This is a genomic window from Kineococcus sp. TRM81007 (assembly GCF_022669155.1).
In the GTDB taxonomy this organism is placed as follows: Bacteria; Actinomycetota; Actinomycetes; order Actinomycetales; family Kineococcaceae; genus Kineococcus.
The window spans coordinates 1-25,190 of record NZ_JALBVB010000044.1 but is presented as its reverse complement, the minus strand read 5'-3'; the positions used below and the strand labels follow the sequence as shown (position 1 = coordinate 25,190).

Sequence of the window (25,190 nt, the reverse complement as noted above, 5' to 3'; positions counted from 1 at the left end):
CGCCGGTGGTCGCGACCAGCACGATGGGCCGCATGCCGCAGTCCCGCCCCCACGACCGCGCCGCCGCACCGGTGGACCTGCGCGTGGAGCAGCGCGCCGCCCCCGGGCCGGAGCGGGAACCCGACGACGCCCTGCACCCGAGCCCCCACCACCCCTACGTCAGCCCCGCCCTGCGCACCGCCGCCGAGTGGTCCTGGCGGGTGGTGGCGATCACCGCCGCCGCGGTCGTCCTCGCGTACGGGCTCAGCTACGTCTCCACGGTGTTCATCCCCGTCCTCGTGGCCCTGCTGATCACCGCCCTGCTCAACCCCCTCGTCGCGTGGGGGCACGCCCGCGGGGTGCCGCGGGCGCTGGCGACCGCGCTGACGATGCTGCTGGCGCTGGCCGTCGTGGCGGGGCTCGTCACCCTCATCGGCACCCGGGCCGCCGACGGCTTCGCGGACCTGTCCGACTCCGCCAGCCGGGGCATCGACGAGGTCGTGGACTGGCTGGCCACCGGACCGCTGCAGGTGTCCTCCGCGGCCCTGTCCGGCTACGTGGACCAGGCGCAGGACGCGCTGGCGGCAAACCGCGACGCCATCCTCTCCGGTGCCACCGGCGTCGTCTCCACCGCCGGGCACGTCGTCGCCGGGATCTTCATCGCCCTGTTCGCGACGTTCTTCTACCTGCTGGAGGGCCGGCGCCTGTGGTCGTGGCTGCTGCGCCTGTTCCCGCCGCCGGCGCGCGAGCGCCTCGACGACGCCGCCCGGCAGTCCTGGGTCACGCTCACGCACTACATGCGCGCCACCATCGTGGTGGCGTTCGCGGACGGCGCGGGCGTCGCGATCGGGGCGGCGATCCTCCAGGTGCCGCTGGCGGTCCCCCTGGGCCTGCTGGTGTTCCTCGGCGCGTTCATCCCCATCATCGGCGCCCTGCTGTCGGGGGCCGTGGCGGTCCTCGTCGCGCTCGTCGCGCAGGGTCCCGTCACCGCGCTGATCATGCTCGGGGTCGTCGTGGCCGTGCAGCAGATCGAGAGCCACGTGCTGCAGCCGTTCCTCATGGGCCGCGCCGTGGCGGTGCACCCGCTGGCCGTCATCCTCGCCGTCGCCGCCGGCGCCACCGTCTTCGGCATCGTCGGGGCGCTGTTCGCCGTGCCGCTGGTGGCGGTGCTCAACACCGGCGTCAGCGCCCTGGCGCGCGGCGGCCGGCGCACCGAGGAGGTCGCCGGGATCGAGGACTCCGGCGCGCCGCTGGCCCCGGAGCGACCCGCGCGCAACGACGGCACCGAGCACGAGGACGGCCGTGAGCCGCACGTGCGGCGCTGACCGCCCGGCGCGGGCGCGCCCCGGCNCCCGCGGGTGCCGGGGCGCCGTCGCGCCGGGGCGGTGCTCACCCGGTGAAGGGCTCCACCTTCAGGACCTTCACCGGGATGTCCCGGCCGTTGGGGGCGGTGTAGGCCACCTCGTCGCCCGGCTGGCGGCCCAGCACGGCCGCGCCCAGCGGGGAGCGCTCGCTGTAGACGTCCAGGCCCCCGGCGTCGCCGACCTCCCGGCTGCCCAGCAGGAAGCGCATCTCGTCGCCCGCCAGCTCCACCGTCACCACCGAGCCCAGCGTGACCTCGCCGTTCGCCGAGGGGGCCGCCTCGCCCACCTGCGCGGTCTCCAGGAGCCGGCGCAGCTGCCGGATGCGCAGCTCCTGCTTGCCCTGCTCCTCCTTGGCGGCGTGGTAGCCGGCGTTCTCCTTGAGGTCGCCCTCCTCGCGGGCCTGCTCGATGCGCTTGGCGAGCTCGGTGCGGCCCGGGCCGGACAGGTGCTCGTACTCGGCCTTCAGCCGGTCGTAGGCGTCCTGGGTCAGCCAGGTGACGCCGCCGCTGGTCGTCTCGCTCACGATCACTCCTCGTCGGGCTCCTCCGGGCGGGACCTGCTGCCCGCCCTCAAACGCCGAGTCGCCCGGCCCCGCGACCGGGGGGCGAGCGACTCGAAGGGACAACGTTAGCCCGCCACCGCCCGGCCATCCACCGCTCGGCGCGGGCGGCCGGTCAGCCCCGCACCTGCGAGCACGACTCCACCAGCGCCGTCGCCGCGCGGGACGTGGTGCGGATCTCCACCGTGCGCTGCACCTCGCGCTCGGTGCCGGCGGGCACGTCCACCCGCAGCAGCCCCACCTCCGCGGACGAGGCGTCGAGGGCGTGCACGGTGCACTGCACGGTCGTGCCCGGATCGCGGGCGACCGAGAAGCGCAGCTCGACGGCGCGGTCGCCCAGGACGTCGTAGCCGATCACGGTGGTGGCCGGCCCCTGCGTCTGCCACACCGCCACCCACGCGCCGTACGCCAGCACCAGCACCGCGCCCAGGACGGCAGCGGCCAGCGGCAGGGGCCTGCGGTACCACGGCCTGGACGGGCGCGGGCGGCGTCCGTAGCGCGCGGCGAGCAGGTCGTCGGTGGTGTGGCTGGGCACGTGCTGCTCCCGGGGTGGGGGGACCTCCCCGAGGGGGGTGTCCCGGTCTGTCGGTGCGGTGGGCGAGGATGTGCACCGATGGTCGCACCCGCCGCGGGCGGGGCAGCGACGCGGGGAAGTGGAGGAGGAGCGCCAGTGGCGGAGACGCTGCGGCTGATGGCCGTGCACGCCCACCCGGACGACGAGTCGAGCAAGGGCGCCGCGTCGATGGCGCGCTACGCGGCCGAGGGCGTGGAGGTCCTCGTCGTGTCGTGCACCGGCGGTGAGCGCGGCGACGTGCTCAACCCGCGCCTGCAGGGCGACCCGCGCATGCTGCGCGACATGGCCGAGTACCGGCGGCGGGAGATGGCCGAGGCCGCCCGCGTCCTCGGCGTGCAGCACCGCTGGCTCGGCTACGTCGACTCCGGCCTGCCCGAGGGCGACCCGCTGCCGCCGCTGCCGGCGGGCTGCTTCGCGCTGGAGCCGGAGGAGTTCACCGTCAACGCGCTCGTGCACGTCGTGCGCGAGTTCCGCCCCCACGTGATGACGACGTACGACGAGTCCGGCGGCTACCCGCACCCGGACCACATCATGTGCCACAGGGTCTCGCGCGCCGCGTTCGACGCCGCCGCCGACCCCGCCCGCTTCCCGCTGGCCGGCGAGGCGTGGCGCACCTCCAAGCTCTACTACCACGCGAACTTCTCGCGGGCCCGGATGACGGCCTTCCACGAGGCGCTGCTCGCCCGCGGCCTGGAGTCGCCCTACGGCGAGTGGATCGAGCGCGTGGAGAAGATGGAGGCGGACCCCACCGCGCCGAAGCGCGTCGAGCTGGAGATCACCACGCGCGTCGAGTGCGCTGACTTCTTCGAGACCCGCGACCGCGCCCTGCTCGCCCACGCCACCCAGATCGACCCCGACGGGTTCTTCTTCGGCGTGCCGCTGGAGATGCAGCGCGAGCTGTGGCCCACGGAGGACTACCACCTGGCCGTCTCCCACGTGCCCACCGAGGTGCCCGAGGACGACCTGTTCGCCGGCCTGCGCGAGCGGGGCCCGGCGTGATCGCGGCCGGCGGCCCGCTCCCGCTCGCGGCGACCCCCGCCGCGGAGACCTCCACGGCGACCGTCACCGACGGCCCGGTGCCCACCGAGAGCACGGTGGACGCGGACCTCGTCACCCCCGGCCTGGGGGGCTTCATCTCCTTCTTCCTCCTGGCGGTCGCCGTGTACTTCATCGGGCGCGGCATGGCCCGGCGGGTGCAGCGCGTGAACCAGCGGGCCCGGCTGGAGGCCGAGGAGCGCGCCGGGACCGCCGCGCGCGCGGTGAACGGCGAGGGGGCCGCCGAGCCCCCCGCGGACCGGCCCGGCGGCCGGGAGGGCTGAGCCCTCAGCGCCGCGCCACGGGCGTGGTGCGCTCACCCACCGGCCGCGCCAGGTGCTCCTCCACCGCCGCCAGCACCGCCACCGCGTCCCGCGCGCACGCGGCGTCCAGCGCGTCCGGCACGCCGGTGGCGGCGGCCGCGCGCAACCGGTCCACGGCGCGGGCGAACCCGTCCTGCACGGTGCCGTGGAAGCGCGGCATGTCGTGCCGCCCGCCCGGCCCCCACACCGCGGCGAACGAGCCGCCCGCACCGGCCGGTGCCGTCAGCGTCAGCGACAGCGCGCTGCCCGCCCCACCGGTGTGCTCCAGCGCCGCGTTCACCGCGTCGCGGGCACCGCGGCCGGCGCTGACCCGCTCCACCGGCGGCAGCAGCTCCAGCAGCACCGACAGCGCGTGCGGGCCGGTGTCCCACAGGCCCCCGCGCTCGCGCCGCCACGCCGAGGCACCGTAGGGGTTGCCGGGGGCGTCGATCGTGCCCGCCCAGCGGGCGATCGCCCCCTCCCACGGGCCGTGCTCGGCGGCCAGGGCACGCATCTGCTCCAGCCAGTCCGTGATGTCCGGCTGGAACAGGTACGTCGTGTGCACGAGCGAGGCGACGCCGCCCTCCCGGACGGCCGCCACCACGTCGTCGGCGGCGGGCAGGTCCAGCGCCAGCGGCTTCTCCACCAGCACGTGCCGGCCCGCGCGCGCCGCCCGCGCGGCCAGCGGCGCCTGGACGTCCGGCGGCAGCGCGATCGTCACCGCGTCCACGGCCCCGATCAGCTCGTCGGGGGAGGCGAAACCGCGCCCGCCCACCCGGTCCGCCACCTCGGCGGCCCTCGCGGGGTCACGGCCGGCGAAACCGACCAGCTCCACGTCCGGGTGGGCGGCCAGCGCCGCCCCGTGGCAGGTCTCGGCCCAGTGGCCGGTGCCGAGGACCCCGAACCGTCGCGGTGCATCGCTCACGGCGACCACCCTGCCGCACCGGGGTCCGCGGACGAGCGGCGGTGGTCGTTCACGCGTGGGGTGGGGTGTGCAGCGATCGCAGGGGCACGTGACCTTCGACGATCTCGTCGGCGAGCGCTTCGAGGGTGCGGTCCCGGGTGTAGGCGGTGGCGCGCAGCAGGGCCAAGGCGTCGGCGTCGGGGGTCCGCAGCGCTTGACGGGCCATGCTGAGGACCATCCACACGCGCTGGCGGCGCCGCGCGCCGGGGGCGTCCATCCACGCCGGCTGGCCGGGGTGGGCCGGGTGGGTCGGGGCTCGGCCGGGGCCGCGGCCGGCGGGTGGCGCGGTGGTGCCGGCGCCGGGGGAGCCGAGCACCTCGGGCGTGGGCGCCTCGGAGCCCCACAGCTCGGTGCTGATCAGCGCGGCGACCGCCTGTGCGCGGGCCAGCCCGGCGGACGGGGTGGCACCGGGGCCGGAGGACGTGACCGGTCGCTCGCGGTGGAAGTACAGGTCCACGACCCCTCGTGCGGGCTCGCCGTGCTGCTGGGACGGCTGCCGGGGCAGGTGGAGGGGCAGGGTGACGGTGCTGCGGTAGGGGGTGTGGCGGTGCAGGAGGTCGTGCAGCACCGGCCACGCGCGCTGCAGCAGTTCCCGATCGGTGACGACGGGCTCGCCGGTGGCCCAGGAGCGGGTGCTGGGTCCTCCTCCACTGGTGAACTGCCAGCGCTCGGCGGCAGCGGCCGCGGGGTCGCTGGCTCCGACGGGCAGGCGCCACGGGTCGTGGCTGGTGATGGTGATGCTGACGCCGTCGACGGGGAGGCCGGCGGTGAGGTCAGCGGTGGAGTCGTCGTTGAGCACGTCGCGGCAAGCGGTCGCGAGCGCTGTGGCGTCCAGTTCGGGGTGAGCGCGTTCGGCGTACCGGGCGCAGGCGGCTCTGAAGCGGACCGCCAGGGCCTCCGTGCTCATCCGCTCGCGCCCTCGTCCGTCGTGCTGCTCCCCTCGGCGCCGTGCCGGCCGCAGGGGCCCGCCCGCACACCCGGGTCGGGCCGGGTCCGTGCGAGGGGCAGCCTACTTCGGCGCACCCTCGGTGGGCCCGCGGACGTCGGCCGGCTGCTGCAGTCGTCGTGAGGTGTGCACCGGTCGCGAGAGGACGCCTGACCGCACGCCAGGAACGGTCCTCACCGTCCACGACAGCGTCACGTCCGTGAAACCGGGTCCCGTGACCGCGCGCGGGTCTGTGCAGATCGGGTGGCGAGATCACGCGGGCGGCTGTCGTGGTGGCAGCGGGCTGGCACGGTGGAGTGGTGCCCGAGCCGAGGACCGCCAGCAGCGCGGGGGGCAGCAGTCCTCTCCTGGTCGCAGGTCCTGCCGTGGTCACTGCTGCGGGGCTGACGGTGCTGCTGGTGGTGGAGCCGGCACAGACCGTCCACCCGGACCTGGGCCGTCTGTACGCCAGCGCTCCGGCCGGGGTGTGGTGGTCGCTGGCGGTGACCGTCGGCTGCTGGCTGGCGGCGGTGGCGGCGTGGACGCTGGGGGGTGTGGCACTGGGGCGGTGGGTGGCGCGCCGGGTGGCGGGTGCACCGGCTGCGCTGGTGCTGACGGCCCACGTCAGCGTGCTGGTGCTGGCGTGCGCGGGTGTGGCCGCCAGCATCGTGGTGCCCGGCTTCGGGACGGGGAGGAACCTGTACGAGCACGCCAGTGACCTGGGCATCGCCCCGCCGTCGTCGACGTGGAGCCCGGTGACGGTGGGGATGGCGGTGGTGGGTGCCGCGCTGTCGGTGCTGGCTGCTGCCTGCGCGGCGGTGGCGGTGGCGGCGACCGGACGCAGGCGCCGGTGATCCAGCTGGACCGTCCCGGGCTCGGGGCCCGCTGAGCCCTGTGGGCACGCAGGTGGTGGCCGGTGGAGCGCCGGGTCGGCGCCGCGACCGAGCGCCGGCGGACCTCCTCCCCGCGATCGGTTCCCACCCGGGCTCCTGCTCGAGGCGGAAGGCCCGCCGGTCCGACCGTCGATGCCTGTTGCCGGTGACGCCGTGGCGGTGGAAGCTGTGTCCCCCCGTCCGGCCGGAGGCACCCGGGGGCAAGCTGATCCACGCAGCCAACACCTCGCTCGACGGCTACCTCGAGGACGAGGACGGTTCCTTCGACTGGTCCGTGCCTGACGAGGAGGTGCACGCGTTCTGGAACGAGCACGAGCGGCACATCGGTACGTCGCTCCACGGCCGACGCACGTACGAGACCATGCGCGTCTGGGAGAGCGACGACTGGTTGACGACTGAACCGGCCGTCGTCCGCGAGGACGCGGAGATCTGGCGCGACGCCGACAAGGTCGTCTACTCCTCGACGCTCGCAGAGGTGTCGGCGGCGGCAAACCGGCGCTCCCCAGGGGCGTCCGACCCGACCTCGAGCTGCTGGACCATCGACGGTTCGGCAACGGCGCGGTGCACGTGCGCCACGCCGTGCGCAACGGGACCTGACACCCGTTTCCGGCTGCCGCGCTGGTCGGGGGGCGCTGCGACCGGCTCGCGGCGGCCCTGGTGCTGGTTCGGTGCGCTGCTGTCCGATCGATCCCCGCACCGCCGTGTCGATCGCGAACTCCGAGGTGCAGCGCTGTTCCCGCGAAGCCGGCGGCGGTCGCAGGCGCCCGGCGTGTCAGGGGCTGCGTGAGCGGAGGATCGTCAGGTTCTGTCGCGAGGTGCTGCTGCTCCGCAGGGTGCGGTGGCGCTGCGACCTGGTGGCCCACACCCTCGCTCGAGCCCTGGCCGGGCGGTCGAGGTCCCTGCGGGTGATCGACGTCGGCGGCTGTTCAGAGCACCGGTTCAGTGCTGACGGTGCTGCCCACGTTGAAGACGACCGCTTCCGAGCCCACCTCGACCCGAGCGAGCTGTCCGCCCACCTGGGCGGCCATCCCCGCGTCCCAGCTGCCTCCTGAGACCAGCAGAGGTCCTCGCAGGCTCGCTGATGCTGAGGAGTTCGAGCAGGCCGTCAGCAGAGCCGTGCGCACCAGGACACCAGCCACCGGGTGACGGGTCACCGCTCCACGCTCCTCACCAGCGGTCGGGGATCACCTGCGGTTGCGCTTCGACGTCCGGGAGGACAGGCGCGTTCCGAGCCCTGCAGCCACGGAGAGCCGTCGAGGCGTGCTGGCAGGCGCCGTGACCACCTTCCGCCCGTCGGCGCCGTACGACCTGTTCGCGGTGGCCGCCACCGAGCGTGTGGCCGCCGCCGGCACCGGGGTGCGGTCAGGACCAGTCAGGAGGGGCGAGGTGGATGCCGAGGTCGATGCGCTCGGGCAGGAGGTCCGCGCGCAGGGCACGGGTTTCCCGGTAGTCACCGTCGCGCAAGCGCCGGAACCGCCGCGCCGGCTCGGTGTCGACGGTGCGCAGCCTCTTCCGCAGGCGCTCCACCTCCTGATCGACCCCCGCGGCTCCCAGCGCGTCGGCGTCGTGGACCACGTGCAGGTCGAGGGTCTCGATGCCCACGTACCAGAGCACGCCGTGAGTCAGGGGGAACAGCAGGGACTCCAGGTCGCCGCTGATGCCGCGAGGGCCGATGGAGCGCGCGTCCTCCCCCGCGGTCACGACGACGAGGGCCCTGCGCCCGACCAGGCCGCCGTCGCCGTAGCGCCGCGGGACCCCGAGTTCGGGATCGATGTCGCCGTAGGCGAACCCGCTGGTGAGGACCCGGTCGAACCAGCCCTTCAGGATCGCCGGCGGCCCGTACCACCACAGGGGGAACTGCACGACGAGCAGTTCCGCAGCCGCGAGCTTGGCCTGTTCCTCGCGCACGTCGGCGGGTAGTTCCCCCCGGGTGTACCTCTCGCCCACCAGTTCGGGGATGTTCACGGGCTCCTCGGCGAGGTCCCCGAGGTCGCGGGCGCCGAGGACGGGGTCGAAGCCCCGGGCGTACAGGTCGGAGGTCAGCACCTCGTAGCGGGTGGACAACGCCGCCGTCCCCTCCCGGAAGAGGCGGTCGTTCAGGGATCCGCGGCGAGGGTGCGCGTACACCCACAGGGCGGTACCGGGCGTGGGTGGGTGCGTGATCGTCATGGGGTCGCTCCTGTCGTGGGTCGTCGGTCGTCCGTGCTCACGGTCTCGATCCAACGGGAGCGGTCCGGACGCATCCATGGGTGAGACGCGAAGAACCATGTGCGGTCGTCTAACCTGGCTCGGGTGGACGCCTTCAGCGACCTGATCCGTGGAGTGCGGGCTCACGGCTCGTTGTTCGGCAGCTCGACCCTGACCGCGCCCTGGGCGCTGCACTTCGTGGACGGTGCTCCGCTGACCCTGTGCACCGTCCTGACGGGAGCGGGCTGGATCGTGCCGGAGCACGAACCGCCGGAACGGGTCGGCGCCCACGAGACGGTCCTCGTGCGTGGTCCGGGAACCTTCACCTTCGTCGACGAGGTCGGCACCGGGGCCGTCCCGATCGTGTGCGGGACGGACTGCGCCACCCCTGAGCAGGGCGGCACCCGGCACCGGCTGGGGTGGCACGACCCCGGTGGGTCCCGAGACGACGAGAGCGGTGCGACGACGCTGATCGTCGGCGCCTACCCGGCGCGGGGTGAGATCGGCCGCAGGCTGCTGGAGGCGCTGCCCGTCGTGCTGCGCGTGGGCGCCGGTGGTGCGACCGACCCCGTGCTGGACGTCCTCGCGGCCGAGGTCGCCGTCGACGCCCCGGGTCAGCAGGTCGTCCTCGACCGGTTGCTGGACTGGGTGCTGGTCTGCACGCTGCGCGAGTTCTTCGACCGGCCCGGTGTCCGGTCGCCCGGCTGGTGGGCCGCCCAGCGCGATCCGGTGGCCGGGAACGCGCTGCGACTGCTGCACGCCGAGCCGGCGGCACCCTGGACGGTCGCCGCGCTGGCCGAGCGCGCCGGGGTGTCGCGCGCGACGCTGGCCAAGAGGTTCAGCGACCTGGTCGGCGAACCGCCGCTGACCTACCTCACGCGCTGGCGCATGACGCTCGCCGCGGACCTGCTCCTCGAGCAGCCGTCGGCGACCGTCGCGCACGTCGCGCGCACCGTGGGGTACTCCGATCCGTTCGGCTTCAGCGCAGCGTTCAAGAGGGTCCGGGGTGTCAGCCCCAGTGAGTTCCGGCGGCTGACGACCACCGCCTCGCCGGAGGCTGAACCGCCCGTTGCTGCCCGCGCCGGCTCGGGCGGTCGCCGTCCGTGAACGCGGGGCGCGTCGTCGAGAGCTGATGCGACGTCGACCGATCGCGGCGTTTCGCGCGCGCGGTCGTCGCCGGCCGGTGTCGCAGCCGTGGCCGGGGCGGGCGCGGAAACACGCGTGCACCGCAGGTGGTTGCGCTGGCAGCATCGCGCAGGTGCTCCCCCTCCACGAGATCGACCGCCTCGCCGTCACCGTCGACGAGGAGTGGCGGTCCCCGGCCGCGGACGCTGTCGCCGCCGCGTGGGGCTGCGAACCAGGGCGCGCGCGGTGGTGGCGATCGAGCGCCAGCCACGTCTTCGTCCTGCCGGACCCCGACGGCGGCGGGCGCTCCTACCTGCGCTTCACCCCGGCGGCACACGCCTCGCGGCAGCGGGTCGGCGCCGTCGCCGAGCTGGTGGAACAGCTGGGCCGGGAGGGCGCGCGCGTCGCGGCACCTGTGCCCTCCACGACGGGGACGCTGGTGGAGACCGTCGCGACGCCGCTGGGGCAGGTGCACGCCACCTGCGTGCGAGCCGCCCCCGGCGAGCAGTTCGACGTCGACGAGCTGACGCCGGCGCAGGCGCGGGCGTGGGGTGCGTCGCTCGCGAGCCTGCACGCGGCGACGGACGAGCTCGGCAGCACGCTCGTGGCTCGGCTGCCCACTGCCGGCAGCGTGCTCGAGGACGCGCAGGCATCGCTCGCCGAGGACGCGCCGCTGCAGCACGAGCCCCTGGTGCGGCTGCGGCCGGAGCTCCAGCGCCAGGCCGACGAGCACCGCGCCCACCTGCTCGACGCGCCGGCGGTCGTCTGAGCCGCAGGTGCTGCCACCACAGGTGCAGCTCCCGGCCGGCGGAGAAGGCTGAACCGTCACGGTCGGTCGTGCTGGTGGTGGGGGCTCCGGTCCCGGAGGCGGGAGCCGCGCAGGCCAGGGGGCGGGGCTGCGCGTGCTCGACGACCCCTCCGAGCCCTTCCCCGCGGACGTGGAGCACCTGCCGGGGAGGTCGCAGGCACCGGCGGGTCCAGCGCTGAGGGGGCCGACGGGTTCAGGAGAGGGCGGTGGCGGCTTCGGCCGCGAGGACGCACTCCGACGGTGGCCGACCGGCCGCGGCCTGCGCGGCGATCTCCCGGAGTCGGCCAGCCGGTCGCGTGCCCGTGTCAGCTCGTCGGTCTGCGCCTGGATCCGGCGGTGCTCCTCGTCGAGGTGGGCGCGCATCCCGGGCGTGGCCGTCCCCGTGTCCAGGACCCGCCGCCCCGAGGCGATCGACCTCGACGGCGTCCACGCCCTCGCCCTCGACATCACCGACCCGCCTCCGTCGCCGCGGCCGCGCAGGTGGCCGACGACGTGGACCTGCTCGTCGACAACGCGGACATCGCCACCGACGCCACCCTGCTCGGCGACCTCGACCACGCTCACCGGGAGATGGACACCAACCTCTGAGGAACGCTGTCCGTGGTGCGTGCCTTCGCCCCCGTCCTGGCCGCCAACGGCGGGGGGACCATCGTCAACATCGCCTCGGGCGCATCGTGGATGGCGTTGCCCGGAGCCACCGCCTACGCGGTCAGCAAGGCGGCGTTGTGGAACACGGGCAACGCGCTGCGCCACGAACTGGCCGCCCAGGGGACGTCGGTGATGTCGGTCCACCTCGGTGTCGCCGACACCGGCATGGGCGAGGGCGTCCCCTTCGACAAGCTCGATCCCGCGCAGGTGGCCCGGGCCACCTTGGACGGGGTCGAACGCGACGAGTACGAGGTCGTCGTCGACGAGCAGACCGCTCTCATCGAGGAGTGGCTGGCCGAGGATCCCAGGGACTTCTACGCCTTGCTGGCTCGAATGCTGAGCTGAGGGACGAGGCCGGGGGACTGCCCCGATCTCAGCCGATGCCGGTGCTCAGCCGAGCGTCGGACGCACCAGCCCCGTCTCGTAGGCGAGGACGACCGCCTGCACGCGGTCGCGCACACCCAGCTTGGCCAGCACCCGCGCGACGTGCGTCTTGACGGTGGCCTCGGACAGGAACAGCCTCGCTGCGATCTCCGCGTTCGACTGGGCGTCGGCGATGCAGCGCAGCACCTCGAGCTCGCGGGGTGTGAGGTCCGCCAGGCGGGGGTGCGCAGCGTCTCGTTCGGGTTCCTCACCGGTCGCGGGGAAGCGGTGGGCGAACAGCTCGAGCATGCGCCGGGTGACGCGCGGGGAGACGACGGCTTCGCCGCCGGCCACGGTGCGCACCGCGCCGATCAGGTCGCCCGGTCCGGCGTCCTTGAGCAGGAAACCGCTGGCACCGGCCCGCAGCGCGGCGAAGGCGTACTCGTCGAGGTCGAACGTCGTCAGGATCAGCACGCGCACGTGGGGGGACGCCTCGACGAGGTGACGGGTGGCGTCGATGCCGTTCAGGCGGGGCATGCGCACGTCCATCAGGACGACGTCGGGACGCAGCGCCGCGCTCTGCTCCAGCGCTGCGCTCCCGTCGCCGGCTTCACCCACCACCTCGATGTCGCCGGCGCTCTCGAGCACGAGGCGGAAACCCACGCGGATCAGCGCGTGGTCGTCGACCAGCAGGACCCTGATCACGAGGCCGCCCCGTGGCGGGGCAGCACCGCGCGCACCCGCCAGCCCGCTCCGTGCGGGCCGGCCTCGAGCGTTCCGCCGAAGGCCGCGGCGCGCTCGCGCATGCCGACCAGCCCGCGCTGCGAACCGGTGCCGGCCTCGACGCCGGTGCAGGTGCCCGCGTCGGTGACGACGACCTCCACGTGCTCGGGTCCCAGGTGCACCGCCAGCCGGACCGCCGCGGTCCCCGGTGCGTGGCGCAGCGCGTTGGTGAGCGACTCCTGGACGATGCGGTAGACGGCCAGGCCCAGGCTCGTGTCCAGGTCCCGCAGGCCGTCCGCGGCCAACCCCGTGGTGCGCACGGGCAGCCCGGCGCGGCGGAACCGGTCGACGAGCGCGTTCAGGTCCACGCTGCCCGGCTGGGGTTCCACGGGCGCGTGCAGCGCGACCGGGGAGGCGGAGGCGTCACCGCCGACCGGGGGTGGATCGCCACCGGGTGCGAGCGCGTCGTCGTCCTCGTGCAGGACACCGAGGATGCGCCGCATGTCGCCCAGCGCCGAGCGCCCGGTCGCCACGAGGTCCTCGAGCGCGGCGCGCGAGCGTTCGGGTGCCCGCTCCAGGGCGGCCGAGGCACCGTCACCGAGGGCGACCATGACGGAGACGCTGTGCGCGACGACGTCGTGCATCTCCCGCGCGATGCGCGCCCGCTCGCCCGCCCGCGCCAGGCGCAGCCGCTGCTCCTGCTCGTGCGCGAGGGCGTTCGCGGCGTCCAGCAGGCGGGCGATGTCCAGTCGCCGGTTGCGCACGCTCGTGCCGATCGCGATCGCGAGCAGCGCGAGCACCAGGACGGGCGCTGCGGTCTGCGCCCACACGACGCTCTGGAGGAAGGAGCCGTCGCGCGCTCGCCGCGCGACCGCGTCGAGCCCGCCGGCCTGCGCCGGGTCGGCACCGAGCACGAGGGCGCTCACCGTCGCCGGCAGCGGCAGGAGCCGCGCGGCGACCAGCAGAGCCGTGACCGTCGCGGCGCTCGTCGCCCACGTCACGGCCGGTCGCCGGGACGCCGCGACGGCGTACAGCGCGAGCGCGACGCCGAGCTCGAAGCCCGAGGGAGCCCCCGTGGTGGCGAGCGCGAGGACGCCGAGCACGCCCACGACCGCGGCCACGAGCACGGGCCGCCGCCGCCGGAGGGTCAGCGCCAGCGCGCCGGCTGCGGTGAGCACGAACGAGGCCCACTGCATCTGCAGGACCCGCTGGCCGCCGAGGTGGGTGCTGAGCCCGTACATCGAGTCCGCACCGATCCCGGTGAGCAGCGCCCACCCGGCGAAGAACAGCACGACCAGGACGTCGGAGACCGCGGGGAACCGGTCGAAGAACCGCCGCACCGGACCCAGCCGCCGTGCGGACGACTCGGTGAACAGCGGGCTCGACGCCGACGCCCACGACGACGGGGGAGCGGTCGCCGGCGTCGGTGTCCCGCTCACGGCGTGTCCTCCAGCACCGGTGCATCCTCCCAGCTGCTGCGCGCCCTCGGGGTCGGTCGTGGAGCCACCGCACCGACCCGCCGCGCTCGCCACGCTCAGGCGTCCCGGCGGCGCACGAGCACGCCGGCCACGACGAGCACCGTCGCGACCCAGGCGAGCAGGACGGTGAAGCCGCCCCAGGGGGAGAGGGCGCTGCTGCTGGAGGTGGTCAGGACCGAGCCGACGGCGTCGGACTGGAGCAGCTCGCTGCCCGCGGTGGCCGGCAGGTGCGCCGCGAACGTCTGGACCGGGGTCCAGGGGACCAGGGACAGGACGTTCTCCACCACCAGCAGCAGCCCGAGCACGAACGCCACCCCGGCCGCGGAGTTGCGGACGATCGCACCGACGCCGAACGCCAGGGCGCTCACGGCGGCCAGGTAGAGCGGCGTGCCCAGGACGATCCGCGCGTCCTCGGCCCGCAGCAGGTCCACGGACATGCCGGTCTCCTCGAACCAGGGCGAGCTGGCGGCCCAGGCCAGCGCGACGGCGACGACCGAGGCGCCCAGCACGACGAGGACGGTGACCACCAGCTTCGCGGCGAGCGCGAGCAGGCGCCGCGGGGCGGCCGCGAAGGTCGAGCGGATCTGACCCGTGCCGTGCTCGCCGGTGATCGCCAGGACGGCGAGCGTGCAGAGGGCGAGCTGGGTGAGCGCCACGCCGGAGGTGACGTACACCGCGCCGACCATCCCGGGGGTGCCGGCCGCCTCGGGGACCCGGGCCACGCTGACCACCCGTGAGACCGCGAACAGCGGGACGAACAGCACCCCGGCGGCGAGGATCCACCAGTTCGAGCGCAGCGAGCGGAACTTGATCCACTCCGCGGCCACGAGCCGGCCGAAGCCGTACGGCTGGACGCTCGCGCGCCGGCCCGGGTTCGCGGTGGTGGCGGGGGTGGGGACGGGAGTGGTCATCGGGGCGTTCCTGACGTGGGTCGGGTGGGCGCGGTCGTCTCGTGCGCGCCGGGTGAGCGGTACTCGACCTCGGCGGCGGTCAGCTGCATGTAGGCCTGCTCCAGCGAGCTGTGCACGGGGGTGAGCTCGTGCAGCTCGAGACCGGCTGCGGCGGCGGTGGCGGCGATCTGCCGCGCGTCGCTGCCGGTGACCTCGAGCACGTCGTGCTCGACGTTCACGACCTCGACGCCCGTGCGCCGGCGCAGGAGCGGTTCCAGCTGCGCGGTGTCCGGTGTCCGCACCCGCACCGTCGTCGACCGCGTCCGCGCGACGATCTCGGCGACGGACGCGTCGGCGATGACCCGCCCGCGTCCCACGACGAGGAGGTGGTCGGCCGTGAGGGCCATCTCGCTCATCAGGTGCGAGGAGAGGAACACCGTGCGGCCCTGCGCGGCGAGGTCGCGCAGCAGGGTGCGCACCCACAGCACGCCCTCGGGGTCCAGGCCGTTGACCGGCTCGTCCAGGATCAGGGTGTGCGGATCGCCCAGCAGGGCCGCTGCGATGCCCAGGCGCTGACCCATGCCCAGCGAGAACGTGCCCACGCGCTCGCGCGCCACGGACGCCAGGCCGGCCAGTTCGACGACCTCCTCCACGCGGCGCCGGCCGATGCCGTGCGTGGCGGCCTGGGCGAGCAGGTGCTCGCGCGCCGAGCGGCCCGGGTGCACGGCCTTCGCCTCCAGCAGCGCGCCGACCTCGCCCAGCGGGGCGCGGTGGCGCGCGTACTCCTCGCCGTTGACGTGCACGGTGCCGGCGCTGGGCCGGTCCAGGCCCATGATCATCCGCATCGTCGTGGACTTCCCGGCACCGTTGGGCCCCAGGAAACCGGTCACCCTCCCGGGGTGGACGGTGAAGGTGACGCCGTCGACGGCCGTCTTCTCCCCGTACCTCTTGGTCAGGCCGATGGCCTCGATCACGGTCTCCCCCTGTGTTCGGCGTGCTTCGAACGTAGGAGCGGACGAGGTGGCGCCGGGACGCCCGTGCGGATCACATCCGTGGCCCGGCCGGGTCGCCCGTCGGGATGACCGGCGTCATCCCGTGGTGGTACCCGACGTCGCCGCGCGCTCCCAGCAGTCCGGGCAGGTGGCGCTCGGAGGGCGCACCAGGCGCGGAACGGTCCAGTCGGCTGCTGCGTCCGAGGGGCGTGCGGGTTCGTCGGGTCGTCGCGGTCACCGGTGCGCTGGCCTTCTCCTGCGCCGCGCTGGGTGCGGTGCCCACGGTGCCGCCGGCCACGCGGAGCAGTACGCCATCGGCTCCCGGCAAGCAGAACCGCCCGAGCCGTCACGACCTCGTGCCGTCACGACCTCGTGGACGTGAGGGGGTGACGCCGCGGGGTGTCGAGACCGTCTCGGTGTCGTCGTCCGCCTCCAGCGCTCCGGGGCCGTCCCGCAGCCGCGCCCCGCGGCCCAGCACGATCGGCACCTGGAACAGGTGGAGGTGCTCGACGAGTCCGGCCGCGACGACGTCGCGCGCGACGTCGAGGGCCTCGGCCGGTGAGGCGTCGAGGAAGTGCGACTCCATGATCGCCGCCGTGCCCTCCAGGTGGCGCAGCGCATCGCGCAGGTGCGGGTGCTGCTGCGCGATCGAGGGGAACAGTTCCCGGTTCTCACCTTCGTGCTGCCAGGTCGGGGTGGTGCAGAACCCGTGGCAGTACAAGCCGTGACGCTCCGCTCCGTGTGAGGGGGTCAGATGTCCACGACGCCGTCGACGGCGGCGCCGGCCGGGGGCAAGTTGTGTGTTTCGAGGGCGTCCATGAGATCCGCTCCGACGTGTGGTGCAGGTGCGATGCGGCCCAGTTCGTCGAAGAGGGGTTCGCGGCGGCGCAGCAGCAGGCCGGGGTAGTCGCTGAGGCGGCACGTCAGTTCCAGGTGCGTGTGCGGCCAGGAGCCGCTGACCGCCGCTGCCGAACCGCTGGCCCCGGCAGCCCAGGCGTGTTCGCTCTGGTGCATGTCGTGCATCCGTTGCACGTACGAGTCGGTATCGACCGGTCGTGGCACCAGGGGCCAGCCGCGGCCGGTGGTGTCGATGCTGTCGGCGGGCAGGAACACCTGCGGTGCGCCGTCGGGAAGCAAGCGCAGGACTTCCACCGGTGCCTGCGCGCCCCACGGCCCCCACGAGCGTCGTTCGATGGCCAGCAGCAGCGCACCCTCGGCGGTAGCACCGCTCGGCAGCGGCGCCCTCGTGACCGTTGACAGGGGTGGTGGCCGTGACGCGTCCGTCGCCCAGGTCCAGGCGCTGCACCTGCTGCTCGTGCGCGCCTCGAACCCCGTGCGCGGTGGCGATCACCCGGCACCACAACCCGTCCGGGTCGGGTCGCTGCCGTGAGCACCCGAAGGACCAGCGCACCGACCCTGAGCGGATCGAGCGGCGCGGGTCGTCGCTGTACCAGAACATCGCCCGCAGTTCCCCGGGGCGGCGGTGCTGCACCTGCGGGGCCCGCTCCTGCGGTACGGCGTGGGTGTGCACGCTGAGCACGTCGGGCACGGGTTCGTCGTGGGGCAGGCGCAGCCAGCGGGGCGCGTGCACCACCCGCCCGGCGTCCGCGTGCGGTTGCAGGTGCCACGGCTGGTCCCGCACGCGCACGTACAGGGCCTGCTCATCGGCCTGCACCCAGGTGACGGGCCGGTCGACCGCGATGCGGCGCGCTGCACCGGTGGCACCCACCCGCACGAGGTGACCGTGGGGCGAGCCCCAGGTGAGACGGGCATCGGGGGAGAAGACGACCTCGTCCGTGCGGTACCGCGGTGCGCACCAGGCCGCGCCTGGCATGTCTGCCTCCGATCCCTGGAGAGCCCTGGCGCCTCGCCGCGCTCGATCGCCCGGTACCGGGCCGGCGCTGCGAGCATGGGCAGTGGTGATCGAGCGAGCCGAGGCAGAAGGGGTCATGTCGGTGAGTGCGGTGTTGTCGCGTGTCGGGTTGGTGCTGGTGCATCTGGGGGGCGTGCTGGCTCTGCTGGCCATCTGGTCCGACGCCACGCTGGGTCCTGGTGAGGGCGCCAACATCGGTGGGGCCCTGGCCGTCGTGGCTGGTGCGGGTCTCTTCATCGTCGGGGTGCTTCTCGAGGCCGGCGCCTCGATCACCCACGTGGTGAGCAGGGGCCGTGATCGCCGTCGTGGTCGGGTCGCAGCCGCCCGCTGAGGATGACGGGCTGTTCGTGGGCGTCCACGACAGCGCCGTGAGAGGGCGTTACGTGGAGCTGGGCGCTCCAGGAGCGCGGCGCACCCAAGACAGCAGGGTCAGCGCCGTCGCCATGTCGAGATCACGGGCCACAACGTCCGCCGCGGCTCGGTCGTGATCTCCCAGGGCGACCCCCTGCTGCTGGAGGAAGTCGACGATGTCGCGCCCTTCTGGGCCGGGGTGCTTCGCGTACCGGCGAGGCGTGTCGCCGTGCAGCGCGGGGACCTCGTCCAGCGCCTCGTGAGGCACCACGTGGTCCAGGTCGATCCGCATGACGCTGTAGTCCTCGTTGCCTGCTTCGTCGCGTTGAGGAACGAATCCGCGCGTCATCTGAGCACCCTTCTGCTGCTGAGGACCGGCGCCCCGTCAAGGGAGGCTGCGGCTGATGAACCGCGGTCATCTCGGCAGATCCGGGGGGGGGGGGCGACATCCTGGCCAGCGCCATGAGCGAGCACCAGGCCGGCGCGGGGCGCGGTCATCTACTCGCGTCAGGCGCAGCGGTGTAGCGCAACGAGTAGCGCCAGAACAGGTGCCGGCGCAGGGAAGCCCTCGGCGTCTGCCGGTTGGCGATGTCGCGGATCTCGCGCAGAGTCGTGGTGGTGGGCGCCGCTGGCGCTGACATGGCGATCGGCCGCTGGCTGGATCGTCGCTGCAGCGTCTTCACCGTGCCCATGACGAGGTTGGCGGGCACGGCCGCGGCGCTGAGCAGGTGGTCCGAGGGTTCCTCCTCGCGGTAGACGCCCAGGACCACCAGCGTGCCTCCCGGGGCGAGAAGGTCCCGCAGTCGGCTCAGCGCCGGCTCGAAGGGAACGTGGTGCAGAACCGCCAGTGCGGTGATGACGTCGTACCCGCCGGGCAAGTCGGCGCTGAGCAGGTCCTCGCAGCGGAAGTCGACGTTGCCCTGCTCGTGCAAGAGGCGCCGCGCGGTGTCGATGCTGGCGGGGTCGGCGTCGAGTCCGGTGACGTGTCCGGCGCGTCGGGAGAGGCGGCGGACCAGGTCACCGGTGCCGCAGCCGATGTCCAGGGCGGCGTTGATGCGGGAGGGCAGGTGCCGCTCGATCCAGCCGTGGTGGTGGGCGTTGTGGTCCCACGGATGCCCGCGGTTCCACTCACCGCACCAGGCCAGTGCGCGCTGACCGACCGCAGCCATCACCGTGCTGCACCTCCGCTGCCACGTTGCATCCCGGAGCAGCCAAGCAGCCACGGGTGCCCACGAACAAGATCAACCAGGTGGCGAAGGTCGCGTTGCCATCGCACGCCTTTCGGCACAGGCGTGAAGTCGGCCGACCACGATCACGCCCGGAGGCGCCATGACCGCAAAGGTGACGCTGTGGCAGCAGGTCACACCTCAGGAGCTCCGGGCTCTGTAGGCCGCTGGCGCGCGGGGAACCCCTCACCGCTGAGCGGTGCGTAGGCGAACCACCTGTACTCCCCCGAGGGGAGGTCCGGCAGAGGCGGCAGCGGTGGGGGCGACTCATCAATGACGGCAGGATCGGTGAGTACCGCCAGGCGCGGTTCGAGCACGACGTGGCGGCGTTCAGGGGCAGTGTCCAAGGCGCGCCAGAGGGCCTCGTCGAGGTGCACCTGCAGCAGGTTCAGACCGGCGACCTCCACCGGGGCGTCGGGCCACAGGGCGTCGCGAGTCCCCTCGTCCACCCGGCAGTACCGGCCCAGCTGCTCGGCGGTGGCGTGCAGGCGCAGCGGCGGGTCCTGGGGCTCGGCGTCCCAGCGGTGCAGCGTGAAGACGGCTTCGTCGTACGTGACGTCGGGGTCGACGTCCTGGCGCAGGCGCCGCTCCAGCTCGGCCAGCAGCTCGTCATCCGTCACCGCATCAGGCTAGGTGCCGTGCCGCCGCAGCCGACGGGCAAGACATCCACCGGGCGGAACCACCTCCACCGCACCGGACCTGGAGGGCAACGCCCTGAGATCGGCACGAGCACGCGATGTCCGCGCCATGACCGCGCGTGTCGGGTCGTCCTCCGCCGGTCCCCGACCGATGATCGGCAGGTGCCTGGCCCGCTGCACCCGTCGCCGCCTGCCGCTGTGGTGGCCGCGCTGGCAGCGGCCGCCGCACTGCCCGTGGTCGCCGTCCTGGTCGCCGAGCTGGTGCAGTGGCGCGCCTCGCGCCGCGGGTGGGACCAGCACCCGCACCGGGACCGCAGCCGGCGCCGGGGCCGGCGCACCGCTGAGCCCGTGCCGGGCCCCCAGGTGGTCCTGGTGCTCGGCTGCCCCTCGCGCCCGGGCGGTCGGGTGCACCCGGTGCAGCGCTGGCGCACCGAGATCGCGGTGCGTTCGCTGCACCCGCAGCACGGACGGCTGCTGTTCAGCGGCGGGCGCACCGGCGCCCCCGACGATCCCAGCGAGGCGTGCGTGATGGCCGCCTACGCCCGCGACGTCCTGGGTGTGCCCGAGCAGCGCATCGCGCTGGAGGAGGAGGCGCGCAGCACCTGGCAGAACGTGGCGCACTGCCTGGACCAGCTGGAGGCGGCCGGCAGCATCACCATCGCCTCCGCACCCACGCACGCCGCTCGCGCCCGGCGCTACCTGGCGAAGCAGCGACCGGGCCTGGCGCAGCGGCTGACGCCGGCGCAGGACTACCGCGTCGGGGAGCGTCGCGGGTGGAAGGTGGCCACCGTGGCGTACGCGCTGGCGCGCAAGATCGGGCGAGCCCTGCCGCTGAAGCCTGCTGCACCGTGGCAGCGCCCTGACCGAGTCCCCCGGCGTGGCGGCGGCGGTCATCGCCGAGCGGGGTCGGCACTGATCTCGTAGATGATCTCCAAGCCGTCTTCGTCGTCCCACTGCTCACCGACTGCGGTGAAGCCGTACTGCGCGACCAGGCCGTAGGAGGCGGTGTTCTCGGGCGTGATGGTCACCCGCACCGTGCGCACGCCCGGCTCGTTGCGGGCGCGCTGCAGCAACGACTCCAGAGCAGCGCGGGCGTAGCCGCGGCAGCGGTAGGCCGGATCGACGGCGTAGCCGATCTCCACCATCCCTTCGGCGTCAGGAGGGCCGTGGTAGCCGGCGCGGCCCACGGCGAGGTGCTGGTCCTCGTCCCAGATGACACCGGTGACCCAGGCAGCGCTGGTGGGGTCGTGGCGGGTCTGCTCGCTGCGCATGCGCCACACGCTGCGCCAGTCCGGGCCGGCGAAGTAGTCGCTCAGCGGCACGGGGCTGGCGGTGTCGGCGGTGGCCAGGTCACCAGTTGCCAGGGCGTCGAAGACCGCTCCGGTCAGGTGGACGATGCGTACGTGAGGTCGGGGACGGTCAGTCCTGGTGGTGACCGGTGCTGCGTGCTCAGGCACCGGATGATGCTCTCAGGACTACCTCACCCGCTGTTCGTGGGCACTGCTGGGCCTTCGGGTGATCTTCCACCTCTCGGTTGGGGCGGGCCCGGCGCCCACTCGTGATCGCGCCCGGAGGGCGGCATGACCGCGTGCGTGTGCGCTACTGGCGTCGTCTCCGGGCCAGTAGACCGATGCCTGCGACGATGGCGATGAGGATGAGCAGCAGGACGACGATCTCGCCAGTGTTGATCCCGAACATGCGGCCGAGCTAGGCCACCGGAACTCGACGTGGTCGGTCATCGGTGTGCCGTCTGCGCGGAAGTCGGCATGGGCGAGCACCGTCGCGGACGGTGCCACGAGCAAGCGATCGAGGGGTCAGGAGGGGTGTTCGTCGCCTGCTTCGGTGGCGCGCTTGACGTGGGCCGCGCGTTCTCGCAGGAGTCGGCGCAGGTAGGGCGCCAGCAGCAGGTGGGCAACCGCCGCACCGAGTGGGCCGGCGGGGGCGGTGATGCTCATGCGGTCCGTCATGCGGGTGCGCTGCGCTGTCAGGGCTTCGAAGAGGTGCTCGTGGTGCAGGGTGCGGAAGGGGCCGCGGGTCTGCTCGTCGACGAAGCGGTGCGGGCGGTCGTGGGCGGTGATGCGGCTGGTCATGCGCCAGCTGCGCCCGAGGTGGCGGGCCTGGAAGGTGACTTCGTCGTCTAGGCCGAGGCGGCGGCGTCCGGTGCTGGTGGTGGCCGTCTCGCCGCTGCTGGCGAGGGAGGCGGCGTGGACATCGACGTCCAGTTCGAGGTCGAAGACGACGGCGGACGGGGCGTCGATGACGGTCACGACCTCGATCACCACGGGCACGCGCGCAGCCTAGGAGCGTGACCCGATCTCCCTCCACTCCTCGACATGGCCGGACGTCCGCGACAGCGCTGTGCCCGGACGCGTCAAAGGGTGTGCCGGTAGCGCACTTCGTCCAAGGCAACGCCCTCGCGCTGCTCCTGCTTGGTGCCGCCGTCGGTGCGCCATCCGCACCGTTGGTAGAAGCGCCGGGCGCGGTCGTTGCCGGCGAGCACCCACGAGGTGGCCTCGGTGAATCCGTCGGCGAGCAGTTCCTTCTCGGCCGCCTTGAGCAGGGCCCGTCCGGTGCCGGTGCTCCAGGACGTGGACTGCACGTAGAGGGCTTGGATCTCGCCTGTGGTGCCGGATGCCTCCTCGTCGCGGCTGGGACCACAGCGCACGAAGCCAGTGGCATCTCCGGCTGGGTCTTCAGCAAGCAGGCAGTGGTGAGGAGTATGCAGCGGCAGCACCGCCTGCCAACGCTCGACCGCCCTGTCGAGGGTCATGGCGGCCAGGACGACCTGGGGGATCAGTCCGGTGTAGGTGGTGCGCCAGGTGTCGACGTGGATGCGGGCGAGGTCGCCGGCGTCGTCGAGCGTGGCCGGTCTGACCAGGGTCACGGGCTCGAGGGTAGTGAGGCAGCGTGGGAGCTCAGGCGAGACGTCGATGGGTGTGACGGTGGTGGACCTGAGTGGTTCACCGCGACAGCGCCATGAGCGGTGGGCCGCCGGAAGCCCGGCGAGCTTGCGCCGGCAAGATCAGGGTCGAGTAGGGGGTGTCCCCGATGACCCTGACCACCCCACGGACGCGATCCTCGAATACCGGCACCAGGGACCGGGGCGAGTTCGTCGCGGTCGCGGCGGGAGCAGGGTGCGTCGTCGATGAGGACAGCATGAGCAGTGCGGATGAGTGGATCCAGCAGCGGGTCAACCCTGGCGGCAAGGGTCTGCCGGTGACGGCGGAGAGCCTGGCCGAGCTACTGGTGCGCGTGACGATGTACGGCATCGCGGTGCGTGATGACGGCAACGAGGTCATGGGTGGGCAGTGGGGACACGTGGGGACCTTGATCGACAAGCTGGGCCAAGCGGCCGGCCTGGAGGTGAACGCGGTCAACGACGTGCACCGCTCGGAGGTGGCGAGGCTGGGACTGGATCGGGACCTGGAGTCAGGTTCGGACTCGGAGCCGGGTTCGGAGCAGGGCAGCGTGCTCGGGGTCCGCGCCAGGTGAAGGCTCGCGGACCGTGCTGGCCGTGGCCGCACAAGGTTCTGCAGACGGCGTCGTGAGCGCGCACTGCGGGAGCCGGTGGGCTACTCGCCCTCGGTTCTCGGTGGTCTGCGGGTGTCGTCCTCGCTGGTGGTGGTCTGCGTCGGTGGAGAGGGCATCGATCGTGAGTCGCTGGGTGTCCAGCCGTAGATCGTCGACTGCACCGCTCCGGTCCGCACGAGGGGGTCGGCGACCCTGGACCTGACGTCTCGGCGCTTGTCGGCCCAGCTCCTGCGCCTGAGCACGATCTGCAGCAGCCGGATCAGGACGGCCAGGCCGAGCACGACCCAGATGCCGACGCCGATGTAGCCGGCGAGGACGTCGGCGCCGCCCGTGGAGGTGGGTGCAGCCTGGATGGAGTACGCGGTCATGGCTCCTCCAGCGGCCGTCGTCGGCTGGTGGTGCTCGTCCACCGTGGCACGGGTGGGCTGCAGGCGACCAGTGGGAGCCTGCCGCGCACGCCACGGAGCAGTAGGTCTCGCAGCTGTGTGCGCGGGGCTTGGGTGTGCTCGCCGGCTCGTCCTCGAGTGCGCCGTACCTGACCCGCGGTCGTGGTCCGTCGGGTCCCCGATGGGGCTCACCGCCATGTGCAGGTGTCCGATGTGCGGCTCCACCACCGGCTCACTGCTGTGGGGCGGGAACTTCGACGGAGCCCACGAGCCAGCTCCCGTCAGCATCTGCACAGCCCTCCGGTCGAGTCAGGTGGTCCAGCCCCCGACCAGTGGTGCCACCGCCGAACCAGACGGTGTCACCCGGCGTCCGAGCCTGCCCCTGGAAGACGACTTGCTGAGAGTCCGACTGCCACTCGACGTCGTCGCTGTGCCGCACCAGCTCGTGGAAGACACTGCCGTCCTGCACCCCGGTGCAGCCGTCCCGCTGCGTCAGGACTCCGCTCATGAGGGCCTCCATGTCGGCGTCGTTCGGCGCGGTCAGGCTGAGCGGGCTGGCCCTCAGCTCCTCGGTGAGCCCGCCAGGCCCGCCGCACGCGCCCAGCGCAACGGCCAGCGCAGCAGGCAGGAGCAGGCACGGCAGTGCCACCTTCGACGTCCGCACCTCCGGCCACCTCCTGCATCGCCACTGCGGTCCCTCCACTGTGACGCGCGTGAGGGCTGACGGCTCCCCGTACGCCGATCCAGTCCGTTGACGAACGCCGCAGATCGACAGATCAGGACGTCCGGAGAATCGGGTCACGATCCGGATGGCTCCGGCAGTCTTGAACCCCTCGAGCGCTGTGCCCCTCCGACGTCCTCGCTCGGAAGGGCGATTCTGCAGCGCACGACCTCTGGCCATGGGTCGACGGGCGTGGACCCTGGTCATCGCCGCAGCGCAACTGGCGCGCAGCTAGCGGCTCGTGCGAACGGTGACGAGGAAGTCGGTGCTGTCCGAGGTGATCACCTCGCCGGTCCAGGGGTCTTCCAGGTGCCCGTCGTCCTCGGGGTCGAAGCCGCGCAGGGCGCTGCCGCTGGGCACGCGGAGGATCGGCCGGCTCGCTCCTGCGTCCTGGACGACGTGGATGTCGCTGACTCGTCCCTTCACCCGCTCGCTGGTCCCGCGGTCGTGGTGGCTCTCGATCAGTCGCACCCGGCCGTCCGGCTCCACGTGGTGGATGCAGTCGAAGGTGACGACGTCGTCGCGTTCGATGGCGGCCCCGCAGCACTCGTGCTCCCGGTCACCCGCTTCGACGACGATGTCCACGGTGAGGATCGTGTCAGCTGGTGGCTGGTCGAGCGGCACCAGTTGCGCGAGTCGGGTGCCGCGGCCGCCT

At 73.6% G+C, this 25,190-nt stretch carries 32 protein-coding genes and 1 pseudogene; 11 read left to right on the top strand and 22 right to left on the bottom strand.

The genetic code is table 11. The features are described 5' to 3' along the window. Nucleotides 1-32 precede the first annotated feature (32 nt). Nucleotides 33-1,304: an AI-2E family transporter gene (locus tag MN205_RS07680; protein WP_242125923.1), complete on the top strand. Its 1,272-nt coding sequence runs from the start codon at nt 33-35 to the stop codon at nt 1,302-1,304. A gap of 64 nt (nt 1,305-1,368) precedes the next feature. On the opposite strand, the gene greA is transcribed toward MN205_RS07680, so the two are convergent. Next, on the bottom strand, nt 1,369-1,866 hold the full coding sequence (greA, locus tag MN205_RS07675; RefSeq protein WP_242125921.1) for a transcription elongation factor GreA: 498 nt from the start codon (nt 1,864-1,866) through the stop codon (nt 1,369-1,371). A 151-nt stretch (nt 1,867-2,017) separates the two neighbouring features. Then, entirely contained in the window at nt 2,018-2,437 is a 420-nt protein-coding gene (locus MN205_RS07670; protein WP_242125919.1) for a DUF4307 domain-containing protein, read from the bottom strand. Nucleotides 2,438-2,572: 135 nt separating this feature from the next. On the opposite strand from MN205_RS07670, the gene mca reads away from it, so the two are divergent. Together mca and MN205_RS07660 are read left to right on the top strand one after the other, a co-directional pair. Continuing rightward, nucleotides 2,573-3,475, top strand: coding sequence for a mycothiol conjugate amidase Mca (gene mca / locus MN205_RS07665; protein ID WP_242125917.1), 903 nt, complete (start codon nt 2,573-2,575; stop codon nt 3,473-3,475). Continuing rightward, the gene (locus MN205_RS07660) at nt 3,472-3,795 is read left to right on the top strand and encodes a hypothetical protein (RefSeq protein WP_242125915.1); all 324 of its coding nucleotides are present in this window, start codon (nt 3,472-3,474) and stop codon (nt 3,793-3,795) included. The genes mca and MN205_RS07660 overlap by 4 nt, the downstream gene beginning before the upstream one ends. Nucleotides 3,796-3,799: 4 nt before the next feature. Here MN205_RS07660 and MN205_RS07655 read toward each other — a convergent pair whose 3' ends face one another. Beyond that, a complete protein-coding gene (locus MN205_RS07655) occupies nt 3,800-4,738 on the bottom strand; it encodes a Gfo/Idh/MocA family protein (RefSeq protein WP_242125912.1) in 939 nt (312 codons plus the stop codon). A 49-nt stretch (nt 4,739-4,787) separates the two neighbouring features. Then, nucleotides 4,788-5,684 (bottom strand): hypothetical protein, encoded by an 897-nt coding sequence (locus tag MN205_RS07650; protein WP_242125910.1) that lies wholly within the window; start codon nt 5,682-5,684, stop codon nt 4,788-4,790. 404 nt (nt 5,685-6,088) lie between these two features. On the opposite strand from MN205_RS07650, the gene MN205_RS07645 reads away from it, so the two are divergent. Both MN205_RS07645 and MN205_RS07640 read left to right on the top strand, forming a co-directional pair. Further along, a complete protein-coding gene (locus tag MN205_RS07645) occupies nt 6,089-6,556 on the top strand; it encodes a hypothetical protein (RefSeq protein ID WP_242125908.1) in 468 nt (155 codons plus the stop codon). Nucleotides 6,557-6,761: 205 nt separating this feature from the next. Continuing rightward, a pseudogene (locus MN205_RS07640) lies at nt 6,762-7,192 on the top strand (dihydrofolate reductase family protein). A 329-nt stretch (nt 7,193-7,521) separates the two neighbouring features. Here the strand turns inward: MN205_RS07640 and MN205_RS07635 are convergent. Both MN205_RS07635 and MN205_RS07630 read right to left on the bottom strand, forming a co-directional pair. Beyond that, nucleotides 7,522-7,749 carry a hypothetical protein gene (locus MN205_RS07635; RefSeq protein WP_242125906.1) on the bottom strand — a complete coding sequence of 76 codons (228 nt, stop codon included), beginning with the start codon at nt 7,747-7,749 and terminating at the stop codon, nt 7,522-7,524. A 208-nt stretch (nt 7,750-7,957) separates the two neighbouring features. Next, nucleotides 7,958-8,764: an NAD(P)H-dependent oxidoreductase gene (locus tag MN205_RS07630; protein WP_242125905.1), complete on the bottom strand. Its 807-nt coding sequence runs from the start codon at nt 8,762-8,764 to the stop codon at nt 7,958-7,960. Nucleotides 8,765-8,887: 123 nt separating this feature from the next. Here MN205_RS07630 and MN205_RS07625 point away from each other — a divergent pair, with 123 nt between their 5' ends. The 3 genes from MN205_RS07625 (at nt 8,888) to MN205_RS07615 (ending at nt 11,708) form a co-directional block, all read left to right on the top strand. Beyond that, nucleotides 8,888-9,889: an AraC family transcriptional regulator gene (locus MN205_RS07625; protein ID WP_242125902.1), complete on the top strand. Its 1,002-nt coding sequence runs from the start codon at nt 8,888-8,890 to the stop codon at nt 9,887-9,889. Between the two features lie 151 nt (nt 9,890-10,040). Then, complete coding sequence (locus MN205_RS07620; protein WP_242125900.1) at nt 10,041-10,676, top strand: phosphotransferase; 636 nt, start codon at nt 10,041-10,043, stop codon at nt 10,674-10,676. A 639-nt stretch (nt 10,677-11,315) separates the two neighbouring features. Continuing rightward, nucleotides 11,316-11,708, top strand: coding sequence for an SDR family NAD(P)-dependent oxidoreductase (locus tag MN205_RS07615; RefSeq protein WP_242125898.1), 393 nt, complete (start codon nt 11,316-11,318; stop codon nt 11,706-11,708). A gap of 45 nt (nt 11,709-11,753) precedes the next feature. On the opposite strand, the gene MN205_RS07610 is transcribed toward MN205_RS07615, so the two are convergent. The 6 genes from MN205_RS07610 to MN205_RS07585 all read right to left on the bottom strand — a co-directional run bounded on the left by MN205_RS07610 (nt 11,754) and on the right by MN205_RS07585 (nt 16,961). Beyond that, entirely contained in the window at nt 11,754-12,431 is a 678-nt protein-coding gene (locus MN205_RS07610) for a response regulator transcription factor (protein ID WP_242125897.1), read from the bottom strand. Beyond that, on the bottom strand, nt 12,428-13,888 hold the full coding sequence (locus tag MN205_RS07605; protein ID WP_242125895.1) for a histidine kinase: 1,461 nt from the start codon (nt 13,886-13,888) through the stop codon (nt 12,428-12,430). The genes MN205_RS07610 and MN205_RS07605 overlap by 4 nt, the downstream gene beginning before the upstream one ends. Nucleotides 13,889-13,983: 95 nt before the next feature. Further along, entirely contained in the window at nt 13,984-14,838 is an 855-nt protein-coding gene (locus MN205_RS07600) for a hypothetical protein (protein WP_242125893.1), read from the bottom strand. After that, entirely contained in the window at nt 14,835-15,791 is a 957-nt protein-coding gene (locus tag MN205_RS07595) for an ABC transporter ATP-binding protein (protein ID WP_242125891.1), read from the bottom strand. The genes MN205_RS07600 and MN205_RS07595 overlap by 4 nt, the downstream gene beginning before the upstream one ends. A 364-nt stretch (nt 15,792-16,155) precedes the next feature. Then, the gene (locus MN205_RS07590; RefSeq protein ID WP_242125890.1) at nt 16,156-16,530 is read right to left on the bottom strand and encodes a hypothetical protein; all 375 of its coding nucleotides are present in this window, start codon (nt 16,528-16,530) and stop codon (nt 16,156-16,158) included. Between the two features lie 29 nt (nt 16,531-16,559). After that, nucleotides 16,560-16,961, bottom strand: coding sequence for a hypothetical protein (locus MN205_RS07585; protein WP_242125888.1), 402 nt, complete (start codon nt 16,959-16,961; stop codon nt 16,560-16,562). A 767-nt stretch (nt 16,962-17,728) separates the two neighbouring features. Here MN205_RS07585 and MN205_RS07580 point away from each other — a divergent pair. Further along, a complete protein-coding gene (locus MN205_RS07580) occupies nt 17,729-18,013 on the top strand; it encodes a hypothetical protein (protein WP_242125886.1) in 285 nt (94 codons plus the stop codon). A gap of 48 nt (nt 18,014-18,061) precedes the next feature. On the opposite strand, the gene MN205_RS07575 is transcribed toward MN205_RS07580, so the two are convergent. The 3 genes from MN205_RS07575 to MN205_RS07565 all read right to left on the bottom strand — a co-directional run bounded on the left by MN205_RS07575 (nt 18,062) and on the right by MN205_RS07565 (nt 19,879). Then, nucleotides 18,062-18,382: a hypothetical protein gene (locus MN205_RS07575; RefSeq protein WP_242125884.1), complete on the bottom strand. Its 321-nt coding sequence runs from the start codon at nt 18,380-18,382 to the stop codon at nt 18,062-18,064. Nucleotides 18,383-18,527: 145 nt separating this feature from the next. Continuing rightward, entirely contained in the window at nt 18,528-19,202 is a 675-nt protein-coding gene (locus MN205_RS07570) for a bifunctional 2-polyprenyl-6-hydroxyphenol methylase/3-demethylubiquinol 3-O-methyltransferase UbiG (protein WP_242125882.1), read from the bottom strand. 191 nt (nt 19,203-19,393) lie between these two features. Next, entirely contained in the window at nt 19,394-19,879 is a 486-nt protein-coding gene (locus tag MN205_RS07565; RefSeq protein WP_242125880.1) for a hypothetical protein, read from the bottom strand. A gap of 180 nt (nt 19,880-20,059) precedes the next feature. Here MN205_RS07565 and MN205_RS07560 point away from each other — a divergent pair, with 180 nt between their 5' ends. Next, nucleotides 20,060-20,821 carry a YdcF family protein gene (locus MN205_RS07560; RefSeq protein WP_242125878.1) on the top strand — a complete coding sequence of 254 codons (762 nt, stop codon included), beginning with the start codon at nt 20,060-20,062 and terminating at the stop codon, nt 20,819-20,821. On the opposite strand, the gene MN205_RS07555 is transcribed toward MN205_RS07560, so the two are convergent. The 4 genes from MN205_RS07555 to MN205_RS07540 all read right to left on the bottom strand — a co-directional run bounded on the left by MN205_RS07555 (nt 20,788) and on the right by MN205_RS07540 (nt 22,781). Next, nucleotides 20,788-21,354: a GNAT family N-acetyltransferase gene (locus MN205_RS07555; RefSeq protein WP_242125876.1), complete on the bottom strand. Its 567-nt coding sequence runs from the start codon at nt 21,352-21,354 to the stop codon at nt 20,788-20,790. The genes MN205_RS07560 and MN205_RS07555 overlap by 34 nt on opposite strands. A gap of 142 nt (nt 21,355-21,496) precedes the next feature. Further along, on the bottom strand, nt 21,497-21,595 hold the full coding sequence (locus tag MN205_RS07550) for an LPXTG cell wall anchor domain-containing protein (RefSeq protein WP_242125874.1): 99 nt from the start codon (nt 21,593-21,595) through the stop codon (nt 21,497-21,499). Nucleotides 21,596-21,711: 116 nt separating this feature from the next. Continuing rightward, complete coding sequence (locus MN205_RS07545; RefSeq protein WP_242125873.1) at nt 21,712-22,185, bottom strand: SRPBCC family protein; 474 nt, start codon at nt 22,183-22,185, stop codon at nt 21,712-21,714. Between the two features lie 83 nt (nt 22,186-22,268). Beyond that, nucleotides 22,269-22,781: a GNAT family N-acetyltransferase gene (locus MN205_RS07540; RefSeq protein WP_242125871.1), complete on the bottom strand. Its 513-nt coding sequence runs from the start codon at nt 22,779-22,781 to the stop codon at nt 22,269-22,271. Between the two features lie 164 nt (nt 22,782-22,945). Between MN205_RS07540 and MN205_RS07535 the strand changes: the two genes are divergently transcribed. Further along, a complete protein-coding gene (locus MN205_RS07535) occupies nt 22,946-23,389 on the top strand; it encodes a hypothetical protein (protein ID WP_242125870.1) in 444 nt (147 codons plus the stop codon). 80 nt (nt 23,390-23,469) lie between these two features. Here the strand turns inward: MN205_RS07535 and MN205_RS07530 are convergent, their stop codons facing one another. The 3 genes from MN205_RS07530 to MN205_RS07520 all read right to left on the bottom strand — a co-directional run. Next, a complete protein-coding gene (locus MN205_RS07530; RefSeq protein ID WP_242125869.1) occupies nt 23,470-23,796 on the bottom strand; it encodes a hypothetical protein in 327 nt (108 codons plus the stop codon). A gap of 250 nt (nt 23,797-24,046) precedes the next feature. Beyond that, nucleotides 24,047-24,478, bottom strand: a complete 432-nt coding sequence (locus tag MN205_RS07525; protein WP_242125868.1) for a hypothetical protein — start codon at nt 24,476-24,478, stop codon at nt 24,047-24,049. Nucleotides 24,479-24,766: 288 nt separating this feature from the next. Next, the coding region (locus MN205_RS07520) for a hypothetical protein (protein ID WP_242125867.1) at nt 24,767-25,190 on the bottom strand (424 nt) is incomplete at its 5' end.